Genomic DNA, 17,787 nt, shown 5'->3' on the forward strand with positions numbered 1-17,787 from the left:
TCACTCCGAGGTGTGCGCAGGCCGCAACGCGCCCTGCGAGAAAAAGCGCCGGTGCGATACCACCGGCATGCGCGCCCGGATGGACGCTTGTTCTTCAATGTCGCGCTCGGCAAGCAGTACCGCTTCGCCTTGCGCCTGTTCTGCGACGATGCGCCCCCAAGGGTCGACGATTGCCGCATGGCCATGGGTTTCCCGAGGGCCTGGGTGGATGCCGCCCTGCGCCGCAGCCAGCAGGTAACACTGGGTTTCGATCGCGCGGGCGCGTACCAGCACCTCCCAATGTGCCGCGCCTGTCACGGCAGTGAAGGCCGCTGGGGCAGTGATCAGTTCCGCGCCGGCAGCACGCAGCGCGCTGTACAACTCTGGGAAGCGCAAGTCGTAGCACACGCTAAGCCCCAGCCGCCCAACCGGCGTGTCAGCCACCACCACCTGGCCGCCATGGGCGTAGTCGTCCGACTCACGGTACCGACCGCGGTTGTCGGCAACGTCCACGTCGAACAGGTGCAGCTTGTCATACCGTGCCGCCACCTCGCCGTGTTCGTCGATCAGCAGCGAGCAGGCATGCGCCTTGGCCTCGGGCTGGCCGACCGGAGGCAAGGGCAAAGTACCGGCGACAATCCATAACTTGAGGTCGCGGGCGGTGCGTTTCAACCATGGCAGGATCGGCCCTTCGCCCAATGCTTCGGCGCGGCCAATGGCAGCGGCGTCCTTGCGGCCCATGGCGGCGAAGTTTTCCGGCAGTACCGCCAGCCGTGCGCCGCCAGATGCGGCCTGCTCCAACAGGGCACCGGCACGCTGCAGGTTGGCCAGCACATCATCCTGGCTGACCATCTGGATTACCGCTGCCTTCATGGGCACTCCTAGCGGGATTTCTCGAAAGGTTTCACAAATGTGATTCTAGGCTCTTTCCACGGCCCTTCGACACGGTAGTGCACGCTGGCAAAGCGCGACACGCGGTCACCGATCAACCGGTCGACCAGGAACAGCGCGCCGCCTACGGCTGGTGCGCCGATAATCAGTGCCGCCAGCGGCAGGTTGTTGGTCACCGGCAGGCTCACCTGCAGGTTGGCATCGACCCGGTCGCGCACCATGTCCAGGGTGCCCTCCAGCTCGAAGTTGCTCGACGGGCCAGTGACACTGATCGGTTCGCGGGTCACATAGACACCGTCACTGGCCACCAGCAGGCCTTTGACCCGGTCATAGGCCAGACCCTTTTCGAACAGGTCGGAGAAGTCCAGGCGCAGGCGCCGGCCTATGGAGTTGAAGTTGAGCAGGCCGAACACGCGCAGTGCCTGTGCACTGCCTTCGACTTCGACGAACTGGCCGGTGCGCAGCGCCGCATCCATGCTGCCAGAGAAGCGCTTCAGGCCCACCGCAGCAGGCGAACCCGGCCAACGGCCGTCCACGTCCAGGCGGAAGTCACGGCTGGTCACCGTCGGGGCGAAGCCCCAGGCCTTGAGCACATCTGCCAGGTTCTTGCCGTCCAGGCGCCCTTTGTACCAGCTGCTGGTGCTGCCCTGCTCACCCTCCCAGCCGCCACCGCCGTCGATGCGCAGCCCTTTGAAGTCGAGGTCGATATCGCTGGCGTTCACGCCACGCGCTGTCGGTCGCAATTTGATCGCCGCGCTGCCGAACAGGTCGTCGCCGCGGTAGAGCTTGTCGATGCTCAAGTCCAGCGCCGGTACCTTGCGCGGGTCGAACGAGGCCAACGGGTCCGGGCCCTCTTCGGCCTGAGCCTGGGCGGGGTCGGCAGCAGGCAGGCGCAGGGTCTGCATTCGCACGACCATGGGCGCACCCTTGGCATCCGGCACACGGGCGTTGCCAATCACTTCCTTGCTGTCCAGGCGCAAGTCCCAGGCCGCGCCGCCACGGGCCATGCGTACCACGGCCTGGTTCAGGTCCATGCCGAAGGCTTTCAGCTGGCCAATGCTCAGGTCGACACTTTGCAGGTTCTGCCGCGCGCTGCCACCCGGGTCGTCGCCGGCCAGGCGGGCCGCCTGCTCCTGCCAGGGCGCCAGGTCCAGCGACTCCAGGCGCCCGCGCACCCGCAGGCCCTGGCCGGCGGGCACTTGCGCGTCACCCGTGCCCAGCAGCAATTCACCACGACCCTGCATCAGCTTGTCGACCGGTGCAGCGTAGGCAAAGCGTGCAAGGTCGGTGTAAGCGGCATCGAAACGTCGCTCCTGGCCTTGCAGGTTCATGCTGAAACGGCTGTCGCGGGCGTCTGCCGCTGCTTTGCCGAAGGGCGCCGGCAGGTCGATGGCCAAGCCCTTCAGGTTCGAGTTGACGCTCAGCCGGTTGTCCCGGCTACCCAGGCTGAGCTGCAACTGGTAAGGAAGGTCGCCGGACGCTGGCAAGGCCTGCTTGAACTGCAGCCAGTCGGTCAGTGCCTTGAGCGAAACCTGGCCATTGGCGTCGATGCGCGTCTGCATCTGCCCCGGCTGGCCTTCGGCAGTAATTTGCGCCGTCACCGGCTTGCCGAACGCCTGCAGGCTGATGCCATTGCCACTCAGGCCCTTATCGAAATCGAAGCTGAAATCACCCTTCAAGCGGCTCAGCTCCAGGCTCGGAGGGGCAACTTTCAGGCGCGCATCGCGGGTGGCGAAGTCCACCTTTACTTTCGGTCGCTCCCCGTGGGCCAGCGGGATGTCGAGCTTGACCTTGCCCTTCAACGGCCCTTCGCCCTCCCAGCCGGCGAAGATCTCGCCTGTGCCGATCGGCGCTTCCTTGAGTATTTTCAGGCCATCGCCCAGGCTGCCGTCGAAGTCGCCATCCAGGTACAGGCGGCTGTGCTGGTTACCCTCGACATGCGGGATATCGACGCTGACATCGCTCACCTTGGTGTCGAGCAACACGCCACGCTGAGCCTTGATGCGCACACCGCTGTCCTCGATGAACACATCGCCATCTACGTGCTGCACCTGCGGCCAGCCAGGCTGGAAGTCCAGGGCCGCGTCACGCACCTTGAAAAACAGGCTGATGCTGCGGGCCTCCGGCGCGGCGCCATGGTTCAACGAGCCCTGGTACTGGAAGTAGCCTTCATCCACCGTGCCTTTGACAATGGCGCTGCGTAGCCATTCGTCGAGGGCCGGGCTGAGCACTTCGGGCAGGTACTTGGCGGTGTAGCGGCCATCGCCCTCGGTCAGGCCAACGCGCAGGTCCATGTAGTCCTCGCGGCCTTCTTCGAACAACAGGCGAATAAGGAAGTCACCGGCAACCTTGCCCTCCTCGCCCAACACTTTGAGGTAAGGCGCGATCAGGGTGAAGCCTTCCTTGTCCAGCGTCCAGGTCAGGCGCGCGTTGGCTTTCTGGTAATGCCAGGGTTTGGCGAAGATCGGGTACAGATGCAGCATGAACGCATCGGTATCCAGGCGTAGCTCACCGTGGCCCAGGTCGCCGCTGATGCTGCCGCTGACGTTACCGGCAGCCGGGGCACTGTGGTATGCATCGAAACCGACCTTCTCCAGGTTGGCTTCGAACTGCAGGCGCTGGTCACCCTCGGCCTTGGGCCGAACCTCCAGCCGCACGTTGCGCAGCGCGCCGGTTACCTTCAGGCCGTCGACAACAGCCATGACATTGTCAGGCAGCGGTGCCAGGGCTTCGATCAGCGGGGTCAAGGGCGTAAGGTTGAGCCGGTCGGCCTGCACTTTCCAGCGTTCATCGGCAGCGCTTTCACCGGGGCGCTGCTGCAACTGCAGGTGCGACTCCCAACGGGTCTTGCCGATGTCCATGGCCAGGGAGTCGACCACCACATCAAAGCCTTGATCCCGGCGCTGGAACCAGGCGCCCAAGGCCAGGTTGTTCAGCGTTGCGGCCTTGCGCCCGACATAGCCGCCCTGCAGCTCAGGTGCGTTGAGCCGCACCACAGCCTGCTGCAATTGCCCTTCGCGCCAGTCGACCCAGAACTCGCCGCCCGCTCGCAGCGCGTCGGCATGCCACTGGCCCAGCAGGCGTGGGGGCAACCATCGGGCCCAGTCACTCTGCGGCAGGCTCAGGTAGGCATCTACCTGGCCATCACGCCAGGCCTTGGCCGACGCACGGCTACGCAGGTTCAGCGCCAGGGGCTGGCCATCGGGCAGGGTCGCACTCAGGTCAAGGGCCTGGCGCGAAGCCCCCGCCTGCAGGCCGGCGCTAACATAAGTCAGGGTGAGCGGGTCACGCTGCCACGGGTGCAAGGTGACCTGGCTGTCGAACACATCAATGCGGCCCAGCTGGCGCAGGCGCTGCAGCAGTTCGGCGGGGTCAAGTGGCGCATCGTCCTTCTTCGGCAGGCCTTCAAGGTGCCAGGCACCCTGCTCGTTCTCACGCAGGATCAGTTGCAGGCCACCCAGTTGTATACGCGCCAGGCGCACTTCGCGGGCACTGAGGCTGGCCCAGACATCGGGCACCACCTTGACGTCGTCCAGGCGCAGCGCCGTTGCACCTTCACCCAGTTGCAGGTCACGTACCCGCAGCACCGGTGCCAGCCCGCTCCAGCGCCCTTCAAGGGCACCGACATGCACCGGCAGGCCCAGCGCCTGCTCAGCCTTGCGTTCCACATCGGCACGGTATTCGGCCACCAGCGGCACCAATTCACGGCCGAGGCTGACATACAGCGCCACCAATACCGCCAGCAGGGCGCAAAAGCCCAGCCCCCAGCGGGTCAAGGCGACAAGAACGCGGGTCAGACGTCCCATGGCCATGGCCCTCCAAGTCGTTTATCCATGATGGCCGGTAGTGGCGGTTTTGCCAGCCCGACCATCCAGTGGTGCGTTCGAGAAGACCTCAGAGCAGCACCACGTCGTATTGTTCCTGCGAATACATCGACTCGACCTGGAAGCGAATGGTTCGACCGATAAAGGCCTCCAGTTCTGCCACGTTGCCGGACTCTTCATCCAGCAGGCGGTCGACCACCTTCTGGTTGGCCAGTACACGGTAGCCCTCGGCCTGATAGGCACGGGCCTCGCGCAGGATCTCGCGGAAGATCTCGTAACAGATGGTCTCGGGGGTTTTCAGCTTGCCGCGGCCCTGACAGCCCAGGCACGGCTCGCACAGCACCTGCTCCAGGCTTTCACGGGTGCGCTTGCGGGTCATCTGCACCAGGCCCAGCTCGGTGATGCCGATGATGTTGGTCTTTGCGTGGTCCCGTTCCAGCTGTTTTTCCAGTGTACGTAGTACCTGGCGCTGGTGTTCTTCATCTTCCATGTCGATGAAGTCGATGATGATGATGCCGCCGATATTGCGCAGGCGCAGTTGCCGGGCGATGGCGGTGGCAGCCTCCAGGTTGGTCTTGAAGATGGTCTCTTCCAGATTGCGATGGCCGACGAATGCACCCGTGTTCACGTCAATGGTGGTCATCGCTTCGGCCGGGTCGACCACCAGGTAGCCGCCGGACTTGAGCGGCACCTTGCGCTCCAGGGCGCGCTGGATTTCGTCTTCGACACCGTACAGGTCAAAGATCGGCCGTTCGCCCGGGTAGTGTTCGAGGCGGTCGGCGATCTCCGGCATCAGTTCGCCGACGAACTGCGTGGTCTTCTGGAAGGTTTCACGCGAGTCGATGCGGATCTTCTCGATCTTGGGGTTGACCAGGTCACGCAGGGTTCGCAGGGCGAGGCCCAGATCTTCGTAGATGACCATCGGCGCGCCGCAGGTCTTGATCTGGGCGCCAATCTGCTCCCACAGCCGGCGCAGGTAGCGGATGTCCTGCAAGATCTCTTCGGCACGTGCGCCTTCGGCGGCGGTGCGCAGAATGAAACCACCGGCATCCTTGATGTTTTCGCTTTCCATGCAGTTGCTGACCACCTGCTTGAGGCGGTCACGCTCGGCTTCGTCTTCGATCTTCAGCGAAATGCCGACATGGCTGCTGCGCGGCATGTACACCAGGTAGCGCGAAGGGATCGACAGCTGGGTGGTCAGGCGTGCGCCCTTGGTGCCGATCGGGTCCTTGGTCACCTGCACCACAAGGGCCTGGCCTTCGTGCACCAGCGCAGTGATGGTCTCGACCGCCGAGCCTTCACGCTGGGAAATTTCCGACGCATGGATGAACGCGGCACGCTCCAGGCCGATGTCGACGAAGGCCGCCTGCATGCCCGGCAGCACACGCACCACCTTGCCCTTGTAGATGTTGCCTACGATGCCACGGCGCTGGGTGCGCTCAACGTGCACTTCCTGCAGTACCCCGTTTTCCACCACCGCCACGCGTGACTCCATCGGGGTGATGTTGATCAGGATCTCTTCACTCATGGCCGGCTCTCGTCAAAGGTCTTTTGTAATGATGGATGGCGTATGCCGTGCTGGCTACCGCGGGTTTGTTACCTCTGGCGTATGCACGGGCGATTGCCAACAGGCGATACCAAACGTGCCAAGCAACTCGGCCGTCTCACTGAGGGGCAGGCCTACCACGGCCGAATAACTGCCGGAAAGGCCGGTGACGAATACTGCGCCCAGGCCCTGGATGGCGTAACCACCCGCCTTGTCCACAGGTTCGCCGCTGGCCCAGTAGCGTTGCGCTTCATCGGCGCCGATGGCCCGGAAGCGCACCGTGCTGGTGACGCACAGGCTTTGTGTATGCAGGCCGTCGCTGAGGGCAACCGCAGTCAATACCTGGTGCTCGCGGCCCGACAGGTCGGCCAGCATGGCCAGGGCATCTGCGCGGTTTTCCGGTTTACCCAGAATACGCCCATCGAGCACCACCGCGGTGTCGGCGCCCAGCACCACAGCCGGGCCTGCGACACTGGCCAGGCCGGCGGCAGCCTTGGCCCTGGCCAGGCGTTCGACGTAGGCCGGAGCGCTTTCGTTGGGCAGCGGAGACTCATCGATGGGTGCACTGACGACGGTGAAAGGCACACCGATCTGGGTCAGCAGTTCACGACGGCGGGGCGAGCCAGAGGCCAGGTATAGCGGTTTCATGCAGACATCTCCCTGTCAGTTGCGACGTCGCCGTCAGTTGATATGCAAGCGTCGGCGCAGGTCGCGCAGGGCGAAACTGATCCATGGCCAGAGCAAGGCACTGATTACCGCCGACCAGACCAGCGCCAGGGTCGGCAGGCGGTTGCCGGTCAGAGCACTGAGCCATAGCTGGATGAGCTGGGCGATGCCGAATATGACCAGGATCACCAGGCTCTGCTGCCACATGGGGAACATGCGCAAGCGCTGCTGCAGGGACAACACCAGGAAGGTGATGAGGGTAAGGATCAACGCGTTCTGGCCCAGCAGGGTACCGTATAACACGTCCTCGGCCAGGCCCAGCACGAACGCTGTGGTCATGCCGACCTTGCTTGGCACCGCCAGGGTCCAGAACGACACCAGCAAAGCCAGCCACATGGGCCGGAACACTTCCATGAACTGCGGCATGGGCGAGACGCTGAGCAGCAGGCCGATGGCGAAAGTCAGCCAGATGACCCAGCCGTTGTTGCGGCGTGAAGCAGCCATCATTGTCTCCGGGTATGTGCGGGTGCGGCAGGCGCTGCGGCAGGCGTGACAGGGGTCGCCGCCGGGACGGCAGGCTGGGCGGCCGGCACTGTCGGCGCTGCGGGTGTGGTTGGCGCCACAGGCGTACCGCTGGCAGGTGTGCCCTGCTCGCCCGTGCCCGCCGGCTGGCCGGGGGCCGAGGTGCCCTTGCGGTCAGCCTCTTCCTGGGCGATGGCGGCGTCGGTAGCGCGCTGCTCCGGGGTACGCCGGTCACTGAATACCAGCAGCATGTAACGGCTGCGATTGAGCGCGGCGGTAGGGATGGCGCGCACGATGGCGAACGGCTGCCCGGAATCGTGGATCACCTCGTTGACCGTGGCCACCGGGTAGCCCGCCGGGAAGCGCTGGCCCATGCCGGAGCTGACCAACAGGTCGCCTTCCTTCACGTCGGCGGTGTCGGCCACATGGCGCAGTTCAAGGCGTTCCGGGTTGCCGGTGCCGCTGGCGATGGCACGCAGGCCGTTGCGGTTGACCTGCACCGGAATGCTATGGGTGGTATCGGTCAGCAACAGCACCCGCGAGGTGTAGGGCATCAGCTCGACGACCTGGCCCATCAGGCCGCGCGCATCGAGCACCGGCTGGCCGAGGAACACGCCGTCACGCTCGCCCTTGTTGATCAGGATGCGGTGGGTGAACGGGTTGGGGTCGACACCGATCAGCTCGGCCACTTCGACCTTTTCGTTGACCAGCGCCGAAGAGTTCAGCAATTCGCGCAGGCGCACGTTCTGCTCGGTCAGGGCCGCCAGCTTCTGCAGGCGCCCCTGCAACAGCAGGGCTTCGGTCTTGAGCTTTTCGTTTTCGGCGATCAGTTCAGTGCGGCTGCCGAACTGGCCAGCCACGCCTTGCCACGCACGTTGCGGCAGGTCGGTGATCCAGTACGACTCCATCAGCACCAGGCCCATCTGGCTGCGCACGGGTTTGAGCACGTCGAAGCGCGCGTCGACAACCATCAACGCGACCGACATCACCACCAGAACGAGCAGGCGAACGCCCAGCGAAGGGCCCTTGGAGAAAAGCGGTTTAATGGGCCGTTCCTCGTGGACGACTCAGGAGGTCATTGGACATGGAACAACGCACCAGCCTGGTTGCGGGTTGACGGATACGGCGCCCTTGACGGGCGCCAGCCCAGCACATACAGGTAGCACTGTGCGTGCTACCTGTAAACCGGGCGCTCGTGAACAGCGAGTGGGATCACTCGCTGGAGAGCAGGTCCATCGCGTGCTTGTCCATCATCTCCAGGGCGCGACCGCCGCCACGGGCGACACAGGTCAGCGGGTCCTCGGCGACGATCACCGGCAGGCCGGTTTCCTGGGCCAGCAGCTTGTCGAGGTCACGCAGCAGCGCACCACCACCGGTCAGCACCAGGCCACGCTCGGCGATGTCCGAAGCCAGTTCGGGCGGCGACTGCTCCAGGGCGCTCTTGACCGCCTGGACGATGGTCGCCAGCGATTCCTGCAGCGCTTCGAGCACTTCGTTGGAGTTCAGGGTGAAGGCACGCGGTACGCCCTCGGCCAGGTTGCGGCCACGTACATCGACTTCGCGCACTTCGCCGCCCGGGTAGGCGGTACCGATTTCCTGCTTGATGCGCTCGGCGGTGGACTCGCCGATCAGGCTGCCGTAGTTGCGGCGCACGTAGGTGACGATGGCTTCGTCGAAGCGGTCGCCGCCAACGCGGACGGATTCGGCATAGACCACGCCGTTCAGGGAGATCAGTGCGATTTCAGTGGTACCACCACCGATATCGACGACCATCGAACCGCGAGCCTCTTCAACCGGCAAGCCAGCACCGATGGCAGCAGCCATTGGCTCTTCGATCAGGAACACTTCACGGGCACCGGCACCCAGGGCCGACTCGCGAATGGCGCGGCGCTCTACCTGGGTCGACTTGCACGGCACGCAGATCAGCACGCGCGGGCTTGGCTGCAGGAAGCTGTTCTCGTGAACCTTGTTGATAAAATATTGCAACATTTTTTCGCAAACGCTGAAGTCGGCGATGACGCCGTCCTTCATCGGACGAATGGCAGCAATGTTGCCAGGCGTACGGCCCAGCATGCGTTTGGCTTCGGTACCGACGGCGACGACGCTTTTCTGATTGCCATGGGTACGGATGGCAACAACCGAGGGCTCATTCAGGACGATACCGCGCTCACGCACGTAAATAAGGGTGTTGGCAGTACCCAGGTCGATGGAAAGATCGCTGGAAAACATGCCACGCAGTTTCTTGAACATGGGAAAGTGACCCTGGGGAAAGCGTGGGTAAAAAAGTGCGGCAAACTCTAACAATGGCAGGGATTTTGGGCAAGGAGCCAATATGTTAAATTGGCTGTTTTTCCGAGCATGCCAGCCGATGATCGCGGCCGTTGGACCGCCAGAAAGCTGACATGTTCCTCATCGCGGACCCAAATTCCGTTCTTTGTTTCCCTTGGAGATCTTCATGGCGCTTGAACGCTGCGACGTGGAAAAGATCGCCCATCTGGCCCGTCTGGGGCTGAATGATGGCGAACTGCCACGCATTACCGATGCCCTGAACAGCATCCTCGGGCTGGTCGACCAGATGCAAGCGGTCGATACCACTGGCATCGAGCCCCTGGCCCACCCGCTGGAAGCCAGCCAGCGCCTGCGCCCCGACCAGGTCACCGAAAGCAACCAGCGCGACGCCTACCAGGCTATCGCGCCGTCGACCGAAAGCGGTCTGTACCTGGTTCCCAAAGTCATCGAGTAAGGGATAGAGACTGCCATGCATCAATTGACCCTGGCCGAGATCGCCCGCGGACTCGCCGACAAGTCGTTTTCCTCCGAAGAGCTGACCGGCGCCCTGTTGGCGCGCATCAAGCACCTCGACCCGCAAATCAACAGCTTCATCAGCGTCACCGAAGACCTGGCCCTGGGCCAGGCGCGTGCCGCCGACGCCCGTCGCGCCGCAGGCGAAACCGGCGCGCTGCTGGGTGCACCCATCGCCCACAAGGACCTGTTCTGCACCAACGGCGTACGCACCAGTTGCGGCTCGAAGATGCTCGACAACTTCAAGGCACCGTACGACGCCACCGTGGTTGCCAAGCTGGCTGAAGCCGGCATGGTCACCCTGGGCAAGACCAACATGGACGAGTTCGCCATGGGTTCGGCCAACGAATCCAGCCACTACGGCGCGGTGAAGAACCCGTGGAACCTCGAACACGTCCCAGGCGGTTCGTCGGGCGGTTCGGCCGCTGCCGTGGCCGCGCGCCTGCTGCCGGCCAGCACCGGCACCGACACCGGCGGCTCGATCCGCCAGCCAGCGGCACTGACCAACCTCACCGGCCTCAAACCGACGTACGGTCGTGTTTCCCGCTGGGGCATGATCGCCTACGCCTCCAGCCTCGACCAGGGCGGCCCGCTGGCCCGCACTGCCGAGGACTGCGCCCTGCTGCTGCAAGGCATGGCCGGTTTCGACGCCAAGGACTCCACCAGCATCGAAGAGCCGGTGCCAGACTACAGCGCCAACCTCAACGGTTCGCTGCAGGGCCTGCGCATCGGCCTGCCGAAAGAGTACTTCGGTGCAGGCCTTGACCCGCGTATCGCCGACCTGGTCCAGGCCAGCGTCAAAGAGCTGGAAAAGCTCGGCGCGGTGGTCAAGGAAATCAGCCTGCCGAACATGCAGCACGCCATCCCGGCCTACTACGTGATCGCCCCGGCTGAAGCCTCTTCCAACCTGTCGCGCTTTGACGGCGTGCGCTTCGGCTACCGCTGCGAAGCCCCGAAAGACCTCACCGACCTGTACAAGCGTTCCCGTGGCGAAGGCTTCGGCGTTGAAGTGCAGCGCCGCATCATGGTCGGCACCTATGCTCTGTCGGCCGGCTACTACGACGCCTACTACGTGAAGGCGCAGCAGATCCGCCGCCTGATCAAGAACGACTTCATGGCCGCCTTCAACGATGTCGACCTGATCCTCGGCCCGACCACGCCGAACCCGGCCTGGAAGCTTGGCGCCAAGAGCAGCGACCCGGTCGCCGCCTACCTGGAAGACGTCTACACCATCACTGCCAACCTGGCGGGCCTGCCGGGCCTGTCGATGCCGGCCGGCTTCGTCGACGGCCTGCCGGTCGGCGTGCAGCTGCTGGCGCCGTACTTCCAGGAAGGCCGCCTGCTCAACGTCGCGCACCGCTACCAGCAAGTGACCGACTGGCACACCCGTGCCCCCAACGGCTTCTGAGGAGTTCACACATGCAATGGGAAGTTGTGATCGGGCTGGAAATCCACACTCAGCTCGCCACCCAGTCGAAGATCTTCTCCGGCAGCGCCACCACCTTCGGTTCCGAGCCGAACACCCAGGCCAGCCTGGTTGACCTGGGGATGCCCGGCGTACTGCCGGTGCTGAACCAGGAAGCCGTGCGCATGGCGTGCATGTTCGGCCTGGCCATCGATGCCGAAATCGGCAAGCGCAACGTGTTCGCGCGCAAGAACTACTTCTACCCGGACCTGCCCAAGGGCTACCAGATCAGCCAGATGGACCTGCCGATCGTCGGCAAGGGCCACCTGGATATCGCCCTGGAAGACGGCACCATCAAGCGCATCGGGGTAACCCGCGCGCACCTGGAAGAAGACGCCGGCAAAAGCCTGCACGAAGACTTCAGCGGCTCCACCGGCATCGACCTCAACCGTGCCGGCACCCCGCTGCTGGAAATCGTCTCCGAGCCTGACATGCGCAGTGCCAAGGAAGCCGTGGCCTACGTCAAGGCGGTTCACGCACTGGTGCGCTACCTGGGCATCTGCGACGGCAACATGGCCGAGGGCTCGCTGCGTTGCGACTGCAACGTGTCGATCCGCCCGAAAGGCCAGGTCGAGTTCGGCACCCGCTGCGAGATCAAGAACGTCAACTCGTTCCGCTTCATCGAGCGCGCGATCAACAGCGAAATCCAGCGCCAGATCGACCTGATCGAAGACGGCGGCAAGGTGGTGCAGGAAACCCGCCTGTACGACCCGAACAAAGACGAAACCCGCTCCATGCGCAGCAAGGAAGAAGCCAACGACTACCGTTACTTCCCCGACCCGGACCTGCTGCCGGTGGTGATCGAGGACAGCTTCCTCGAAACCATCCGCGCCGGCCTGCCAGAGCTGCCGCCGCAGAAGGTCGAACGCTTCCAGAGCCAGTACGGCCTGTCGGCCTACGACGCCAACGTGCTGGCTTCCAGCCGCGAACAGGCGGACTACTTCGAGGAAGTGGTGAAAATCGGCGGCGACGCCAAGCTGGCGGCCAACTGGGTCATGGTCGAGCTGGGCAGCCTGCTTAACAAGCTGGGCATCGAGATCGACCAGGCACCGGTCAGCGCCGCGCACCTGGGTGGGATGCTGTTGCGCATCCGCGACAACACCATCAGCGGCAAGATCGCCAAGACCGTGTTCGAGGCCATGGCTGCCGGTGAAGGCGATGCCGACAGCATCATCGAAAGCAAAGGCCTGAAGCAGGTTACCGACACCGGTGCGATCGACAAGATGCTCGACGAAATGCTGGCGGCCAACGCCGAGCAGGTCGAACAGTACCGCGCCGCCGACGAGGCCAAGCGTGGCAAGATGTTCGGCTTCTTCGTCGGCCAGGCAATGAAGGCGTCGAAGGGCAAGGCTAACCCTGGGCAAGTGAACCAATTGCTCAAGGCCAAGCTCGAAGGGTGAGCTGAAAAAGCGGCGAGGGCCTTGCCCTCGTTCGCCGGCAGGCCAGCTCCCACAGGTACAGCGCCGCTCTTGAGGGCGGTAATGTACCTGTGGGAGCTGGCTTGCCGGCGATGGGCCGCACAGCGGCCCCAATTGCAGCATCGGAGCAATAACTTGCTAAAAAGATCCCTCGGCACCCTGGCCCTCTTCTCTTTCCTGGCCGGCTGCGCCAGCCACGACATCGACCCGCGCGGTTACGACCAGACGGGCACCGCTTCCTATTACGGCTCGCGCCACCACGGCAAACGCACCGCCAGCGGCGAACCGTTCAACCAGCATGGCCTTACCGCCGCCCACCGCAGCCTGCCGTTCGGCACCCGCGTACGGGTCACCAACACGGCCAACCAGCGCAGTGTGGTAGTACGCATCAACGACCGTGGCCCGCACACCCGCGGCCGCTTGATCGACCTGTCTCGCGCCGCAGCAGAAAAAATCGGCATGCTCCGTAGCGGAACAGCGCGCGTGCGAGTACAAGGGCTTAGCGACTGACGCGACAGGAGTCCGACCATTTTCGACCTGGCCACCCTTCCCACCTTCAGCCTGTTGCAACTGGGCATTGCCCTGCTGCTGCTGGTCGGCGGCGCCGAATTGCTGGTGCGCGCAGCGCTGCGCCTGGCACAACGCCTTCATGTTCGGCCGTTGATCATCGGCCTGAGCCTGGTGGCCTTCGGCAGTACCGCGCCACAACTTACCGTCAGCCTGCAGGCCGCCTACCAGGGCGCGCCGGATGTGGCGGTGGGCAGCGTGATCGGCAGCAACATCTTCAACGTACTGGTCATTCTCGGCCTGGCCGCGCTGATCATCCCCTTGCGCGTGTCTCGCCAGCTGGTACGCCTGGACATTCCGCTGATGATCGTCGCCAGCGGCCTGGTCTATGCCCTGTGCGCCAACGGTTACCTGGGCCGGGCTGAAGGGGGGCTGCTGCTGCTTGGCCTGGTCGGCTACCTGGTAATGCTCTGGCACCAGTCGCGCCACTACGCACGCACCTACCCCGCGCCGGAAACGGCCAAATCCAGCGCCAGGCGCTTCTGGTCAGGCACGCTGCTGCAGGTGTTGGCCGGCCTTGCCCTGCTGAGCCTGGCGGGGCACCTGCTGCTGGAAGCCGCCGTGGAGGTTGCCACCGACCTGGGGCTGTCCGAGCGCATCATCGGCCTGACCGTTGTCGCCATCTGTACATCCCTGCCAGAGCTCGCCGCCGCGCTGATCGCGGCCCTGCGCGGTGAACGGGAAATTGCCGTCGGCACCGTGATCGGCAGCAACCTGTTCAACCTGCTGGCCGTGCTGGGCCTGACCGCCCTGATCACCCCTGAGCCGCTGTCGATTTCGCCCAACGCCCTGGCGTTCGACCTGCCGGTGATGCTCGGGGTTGCCGTGCTGAGCCTGCCGGTGTTCTATTCCGGTTACCGGATCACCCGCGCCGAAGGCCTGGTGTTCCTCTGCCTGTACCTGGCCTACGGGCTGCACGTGGCGGCGTTCACCATGGGCATGCCGCTGGCCGGGCGCCTTGAGCGGTTGATGCTGTTCTATGTGCTGCCCGTGCTTGCCGTGGTGCTGTTGTACACCACCGTGCGCGCCTGGCGCCGCCAACACTAAGGGAACCTACATGGCCGATAACAACCAGACCGGTGAGCAGATTCGCCGCCAGGTAATGGGCGATGCATTCGTAGATCGCGCGCTGGGCAATGCCACCGACTTCACCCAGCCGTTGCAGGACTTCGTCAATGAACATGCCTGGGGCAGCGTGTGGGCCCGTGAGGGGCTGCCATTGAAGACCCGCAGCCTGATTACCCTGGCCACGCTGACGGCACTCAAGTGCCCGCAAGAGCTCAAGGGGCATGTGCGTGGCGCGTTGAATAATGGCTGTACGGTAGAAGAGATTCGCGAAGCACTGCTGCACTGTGCAGTGTATGCGGGGGTGCCGGCGGCGATTGATGCTTTCCGTGCGGCGCAGGAAGTGATCGACAGTTACCAATAGATCGCCTGTACCGGCCTCTTCGCGGGCTTGCCCGCTCCCACAGAGACCCCACAGGCCTTGAAGCCTGTGCAGTACCTGTGGGAGCGGGCAAGCCCGCGAAGAGGCCGGTACTGCCTTACCTACTTGGCCTGGCGAGCCTTTTTAAGCTTGAAGGCCACCCACAGCACGGCAATCCATGCCGGGATCAGCATCACCGAGATGCGAATCGGCGGGGTCAGGTACATCACCACCAGGATCAGCACGATGAACGCCAGGCACAGGTAGTTGGTCAGCGGGTGCCCCAGGCTCTTGTAGAACGGGGTAATCCCGGCGGCCAGCTTGGCCTTGCGGAACTTCAGGTGGGTAATGCTGATGCTCGCCCAGTTGATCACCAGCGCCGACACCGCCAGGGCCATCAGCAAGCCAAAGGCCTCACCCGGCATCAGGTAGTTGATCACCACGCACAGCCCGGTCGCGAAGGCCGACACGCCCAGCGCTGTCAGCGGCACGCCGCTGCGGCTCACTTTCAGCAACTGGCGCGGTGCGTCGCCCTGGCTGGCCAGACCAAACAGCATGCGGCTGTTGGCGTAAACGCAGCTGTTGTAGACCGAAAGCGCGGCCGTCAGCACCACGATATTGAGAATGGTCGCCACCAGGTCGCTGTCCAGCTCGTGGAAAATCATCACGAACGGGCTGCCGCCCTGCACCACCTTCTGCCACGGGTACAGCGACAACAGCACCGCCAGGGCACCGATGTAGAAAATCAGGATGCGGTACACCACCTGGTTGGTGGCCTTGGGGATGCTTTCGCGTGGGTTGTCGGCCTCGGCAGCGGTGATACCCACCAGCTCCAGGCCACCGAACGAGAACATGATCACCGCCAGCGCCATCACCAGGCCGCTGACACCGTTAGGGAAGAAGCCACCGTACTGCCACAGGTTGGCCACGCTGGCATCCGGGCCGCCATGGCCACTGCTCAGCAACCAGGCGCCGAAGCCGATCATGCTGACGATGGCCACTACCTTGATCAGGGCGAACCAGAATTCCATTTCGCCGTAGACCTTCACCTGGGTCAGGTTGATCAGGTTGATCACCACGAAGAAGATCGCTGCCGTGGCCCAGGTGGGGAAATCCGGCCACCAGTACTGCACGTAGATACCCACCGCCGTCAGCTCGGCCATGCCCACCAGCACATACACCACCCAGTAGTTCCAGCCCGACACGAAGCCTGCAAACTCGCTCCAGTACTGGTGGGCAAAGTGGCTAAAGCTGCCGGCCACCGGCTCTTCCACCACCATTTCGCCCAGCTGGCGCATGATCAGGAAGGCCATCAGGCCAGCGACGGCATACCCCAGCAATACGGAAGGGCCGGCCAGCTGGATGGTCTGGGCGATGCCCAGGAACAAGCCGGTACCGATGGCCCCGCCCAGCGCGATCAGCTGGATATGGCGATTCTTCAGCCCGCGCTTTAGCTCGGGCGTGCTCTGGTCTTGCATGAAGTGTCCTTTAGCTCAGTGAGGCGTGTTTTTTGTGTTGTTTGCAGTCAAGGATCTAGATCCATCCGCCCCACTGCAAGATGAAAATGCCGATATTGGTGGTGATTGCCGCCATTAACGTAGTAATGACGATGATCGACGCAGCCAGCTCATGGTTGCCGTTAGCCGCCCGCGCCATGACGTAACTGGCTGCTGCGGTCGGGCTGCCGATGTACAGAAACAGGATGCCCAGTTCGGCCCCGCGAAAGCCGCACAGCCAGGCGCCGAGGGTGCCGACCAGCGGTAGCCAGACCATCTTCACCAGGCTGGCGTCGATGGCCAGCCTGCCGCTGTCGCGCAATGCCGCCAGCGACAGGGTGCCGCCAATACACATCAACGCCAGCGGCAGCGTCATCTGCGCCAGGTAATCCCCCGAAGTCAGCAGCCAATTGGGTAGCGGCACCTGGCCGTAAGCCATGGGTGTAGCGACCAGAACGCTGATGATCAGCGGGTTGCTGAAGATGCTCTTGCAGATGCTCCACGGGTCGGACTTCAAATCAGGGCTGTACACCGCCAGCACTACGGCCGACAGCGAGTTGTACAGGAGGATGACCAGGCCGGCGAGCACCGCCCCCAACGAAATACCGTAGTCGCCGTACAGGCTGGCGGCCAGGGCCAGGCCGATCACACCGTTGTTGCCGCGGAACGCGCCCTGGGTATAGATGCCCCGGTCCGCCGGTGGGCTGCGCCAGATGGCCATGCCCCAGGCGACGGCGAAGCCAACCAGGGTGGCGACGGTGAAGTAGAGGATGACACCGGGCTTTACCGCAGCAGCCAGGTCGGCGTGGTAGATGCCGAGGAACAGCAGTGCCGGCATGCAGACGTTGAACACCAGCTGCGAGGCGACACGGTTAAAATTGTCGTCGATCAGGTGGATGCGCTTGAGCAGCACGCCCATGAACAGCATGGCGAAGACAGGTGCCGTGATGTTCAGCGTCTGGATGAGAAGGGCGAGCATGCGCAGCGATCCTGCCAGGGTTGCCGTTAGGGGGCTAATGATACGCCAACGGCTGGGATTTGCGGGGATCGCGGGGTGATAAAGAGAAGGTTCTGTCAGTTATGGCCTCTTCGCGGGCTTGCCCGCTCCCACAGGAACTGCGCAGGTGTTGAAACCTGTGAAATGCCTGTGGGAGGGGGCAAGCCCGCGAAAGGGCCGGTACAAGA

Annotated in this window: 15 protein-coding genes; 6 read left to right on the plus strand and 9 right to left on the minus strand. The window is 63.9% G+C overall.

Annotation, left to right across the window (positions count from 1 at the left end; all coding sequences use genetic code 11):
* The 7 genes from AK81_RS03945 to mreB form a co-directional block, all read right to left on the minus strand.
* Positions 1–852, minus strand: coding sequence for a carbon-nitrogen hydrolase family protein (locus AK81_RS03945; RefSeq protein ID WP_043196914.1), 852 nt, complete (start codon positions 850–852; stop codon positions 1–3).
* Between the two features lie 8 nt (positions 853–860).
* A complete protein-coding gene (locus tag AK81_RS03950) occupies positions 861–4,682 on the minus strand; it encodes a YhdP family protein (protein ID WP_043196915.1) in 3,822 nt (1,273 codons plus the stop codon).
* Between the two features lie 82 nt (positions 4,683–4,764).
* A complete protein-coding gene (rng, locus tag AK81_RS03955) occupies positions 4,765–6,222 on the minus strand; it encodes a ribonuclease G (protein WP_043196917.1) in 1,458 nt (485 codons plus the stop codon).
* Positions 6,223–6,276: 54 nt separating this feature from the next.
* Positions 6,277–6,888, minus strand: a complete 612-nt coding sequence (locus AK81_RS03960; RefSeq protein ID WP_043196918.1) for a Maf family protein — start codon at positions 6,886–6,888, stop codon at positions 6,277–6,279.
* 33 nt (positions 6,889–6,921) lie between these two features.
* A complete protein-coding gene (gene mreD / locus AK81_RS03965; protein ID WP_019473693.1) occupies positions 6,922–7,410 on the minus strand; it encodes a rod shape-determining protein MreD in 489 nt (162 codons plus the stop codon).
* The gene (gene mreC, locus AK81_RS03970) at positions 7,410–8,444 is read right to left on the minus strand and encodes a rod shape-determining protein MreC (RefSeq protein WP_241496057.1); all 1,035 of its coding nucleotides are present in this window, start codon (positions 8,442–8,444) and stop codon (positions 7,410–7,412) included. Before mreC ends, mreD begins: the two co-directional genes overlap by 1 nt.
* A gap of 196 nt (positions 8,445–8,640) precedes the next feature.
* Positions 8,641–9,678 carry a rod shape-determining protein MreB gene (mreB, locus tag AK81_RS03975; RefSeq protein ID WP_003255163.1) on the minus strand — a complete coding sequence of 346 codons (1,038 nt, stop codon included), beginning with the start codon at positions 9,676–9,678 and terminating at the stop codon, positions 8,641–8,643.
* A 205-nt stretch (positions 9,679–9,883) separates the two neighbouring features.
* Between mreB and gatC the strand changes: the two genes are divergently transcribed.
* From gatC to AK81_RS04005, 6 genes are all read left to right on the plus strand, one after another.
* The gene (gene gatC, locus AK81_RS03980) at positions 9,884–10,171 is read left to right on the plus strand and encodes an Asp-tRNA(Asn)/Glu-tRNA(Gln) amidotransferase subunit GatC (RefSeq protein WP_003255165.1); all 288 of its coding nucleotides are present in this window, start codon (positions 9,884–9,886) and stop codon (positions 10,169–10,171) included.
* Between the two features lie 15 nt (positions 10,172–10,186).
* Positions 10,187–11,638 (plus strand): Asp-tRNA(Asn)/Glu-tRNA(Gln) amidotransferase subunit GatA, encoded by a 1,452-nt coding sequence (gene gatA, locus AK81_RS03985; protein ID WP_043196924.1) that lies wholly within the window; start codon positions 10,187–10,189, stop codon positions 11,636–11,638.
* 11 nt (positions 11,639–11,649) lie between these two features.
* The gene (gatB, locus tag AK81_RS03990) at positions 11,650–13,095 is read left to right on the plus strand and encodes an Asp-tRNA(Asn)/Glu-tRNA(Gln) amidotransferase subunit GatB (protein WP_043196925.1); all 1,446 of its coding nucleotides are present in this window, start codon (positions 11,650–11,652) and stop codon (positions 13,093–13,095) included.
* Positions 13,096–13,248: 153 nt separating this feature from the next.
* The gene (locus AK81_RS03995; RefSeq protein ID WP_043197007.1) at positions 13,249–13,623 is read left to right on the plus strand and encodes a septal ring lytic transglycosylase RlpA family protein; all 375 of its coding nucleotides are present in this window, start codon (positions 13,249–13,251) and stop codon (positions 13,621–13,623) included.
* 60 nt (positions 13,624–13,683) lie between these two features.
* Complete coding sequence (locus AK81_RS04000; RefSeq protein WP_043197008.1) at positions 13,684–14,727, plus strand: calcium/sodium antiporter; 1,044 nt, start codon at positions 13,684–13,686, stop codon at positions 14,725–14,727.
* Positions 14,728–14,737: 10 nt separating this feature from the next.
* On the plus strand, positions 14,738–15,109 hold the full coding sequence (locus AK81_RS04005; protein WP_043196926.1) for a carboxymuconolactone decarboxylase family protein: 372 nt from the start codon (positions 14,738–14,740) through the stop codon (positions 15,107–15,109).
* 119 nt (positions 15,110–15,228) lie between these two features.
* Here the strand turns inward: AK81_RS04005 and AK81_RS04010 are convergent, their stop codons facing one another.
* Together AK81_RS04010 and AK81_RS04015 are read right to left on the minus strand one after the other, a co-directional pair.
* Positions 15,229–16,584 carry an amino acid permease gene (locus AK81_RS04010; protein ID WP_043196927.1) on the minus strand — a complete coding sequence of 452 codons (1,356 nt, stop codon included), beginning with the start codon at positions 16,582–16,584 and terminating at the stop codon, positions 15,229–15,231.
* Between the two features lie 55 nt (positions 16,585–16,639).
* A complete protein-coding gene (locus AK81_RS04015; RefSeq protein ID WP_043196929.1) occupies positions 16,640–17,581 on the minus strand; it encodes an AEC family transporter in 942 nt (313 codons plus the stop codon).
* Positions 17,582–17,787 lie beyond the last annotated feature (206 nt).

The organism is Pseudomonas putida W15Oct28 (genome assembly GCF_000708715.2).
GTDB classification, from domain to species: Bacteria; Pseudomonadota; Gammaproteobacteria; order Pseudomonadales; family Pseudomonadaceae; genus Aquipseudomonas; species Aquipseudomonas putida_R.

What these genes read in the sequence shown, in the direction of transcription:
- AK81_RS03945 (WP_043196914.1), bottom strand. Translation starts at nt 852, where the DNA reads ATGAAGGCAGCGGTAATCCAGATGGTCAGCCAGGATGATGTGCTGGCC.
- AK81_RS03950 (WP_043196915.1), bottom strand. Translation starts at nt 4,682, where the DNA reads ATGGCCATGGGACGTCTGACCCGCGTTCTTGTCGCCTTGACCCGCTGG.
- rng (WP_043196917.1), bottom strand. Translation starts at nt 6,222, where the DNA reads ATGAGTGAAGAGATCCTGATCAACATCACCCCGATGGAGTCACGCGTG.
- AK81_RS03960 (WP_043196918.1), bottom strand. Translation starts at nt 6,888, where the DNA reads ATGAAACCGCTATACCTGGCCTCTGGCTCGCCCCGCCGTCGTGAACTG.
- mreD (WP_019473693.1), bottom strand. Translation starts at nt 7,410, where the DNA reads ATGGCTGCTTCACGCCGCAACAACGGCTGGGTCATCTGGCTGACTTTC.
- mreB (WP_003255163.1), bottom strand. Translation starts at nt 9,678, where the DNA reads ATGTTCAAGAAACTGCGTGGCATGTTTTCCAGCGATCTTTCCATCGAC.
- gatC (WP_003255165.1), top strand. Translation starts at nt 9,884, where the DNA reads ATGGCGCTTGAACGCTGCGACGTGGAAAAGATCGCCCATCTGGCCCGT.
- gatA (WP_043196924.1), top strand. Translation starts at nt 10,187, where the DNA reads ATGCATCAATTGACCCTGGCCGAGATCGCCCGCGGACTCGCCGACAAG.
- gatB (WP_043196925.1), top strand. Translation starts at nt 11,650, where the DNA reads ATGCAATGGGAAGTTGTGATCGGGCTGGAAATCCACACTCAGCTCGCC.
- AK81_RS04005 (WP_043196926.1), top strand. Translation starts at nt 14,738, where the DNA reads ATGGCCGATAACAACCAGACCGGTGAGCAGATTCGCCGCCAGGTAATG.
- AK81_RS04010 (WP_043196927.1), bottom strand. Translation starts at nt 16,584, where the DNA reads ATGCAAGACCAGAGCACGCCCGAGCTAAAGCGCGGGCTGAAGAATCGC.
- AK81_RS04015 (WP_043196929.1), bottom strand. Translation starts at nt 17,581, where the DNA reads ATGCTCGCCCTTCTCATCCAGACGCTGAACATCACGGCACCTGTCTTC.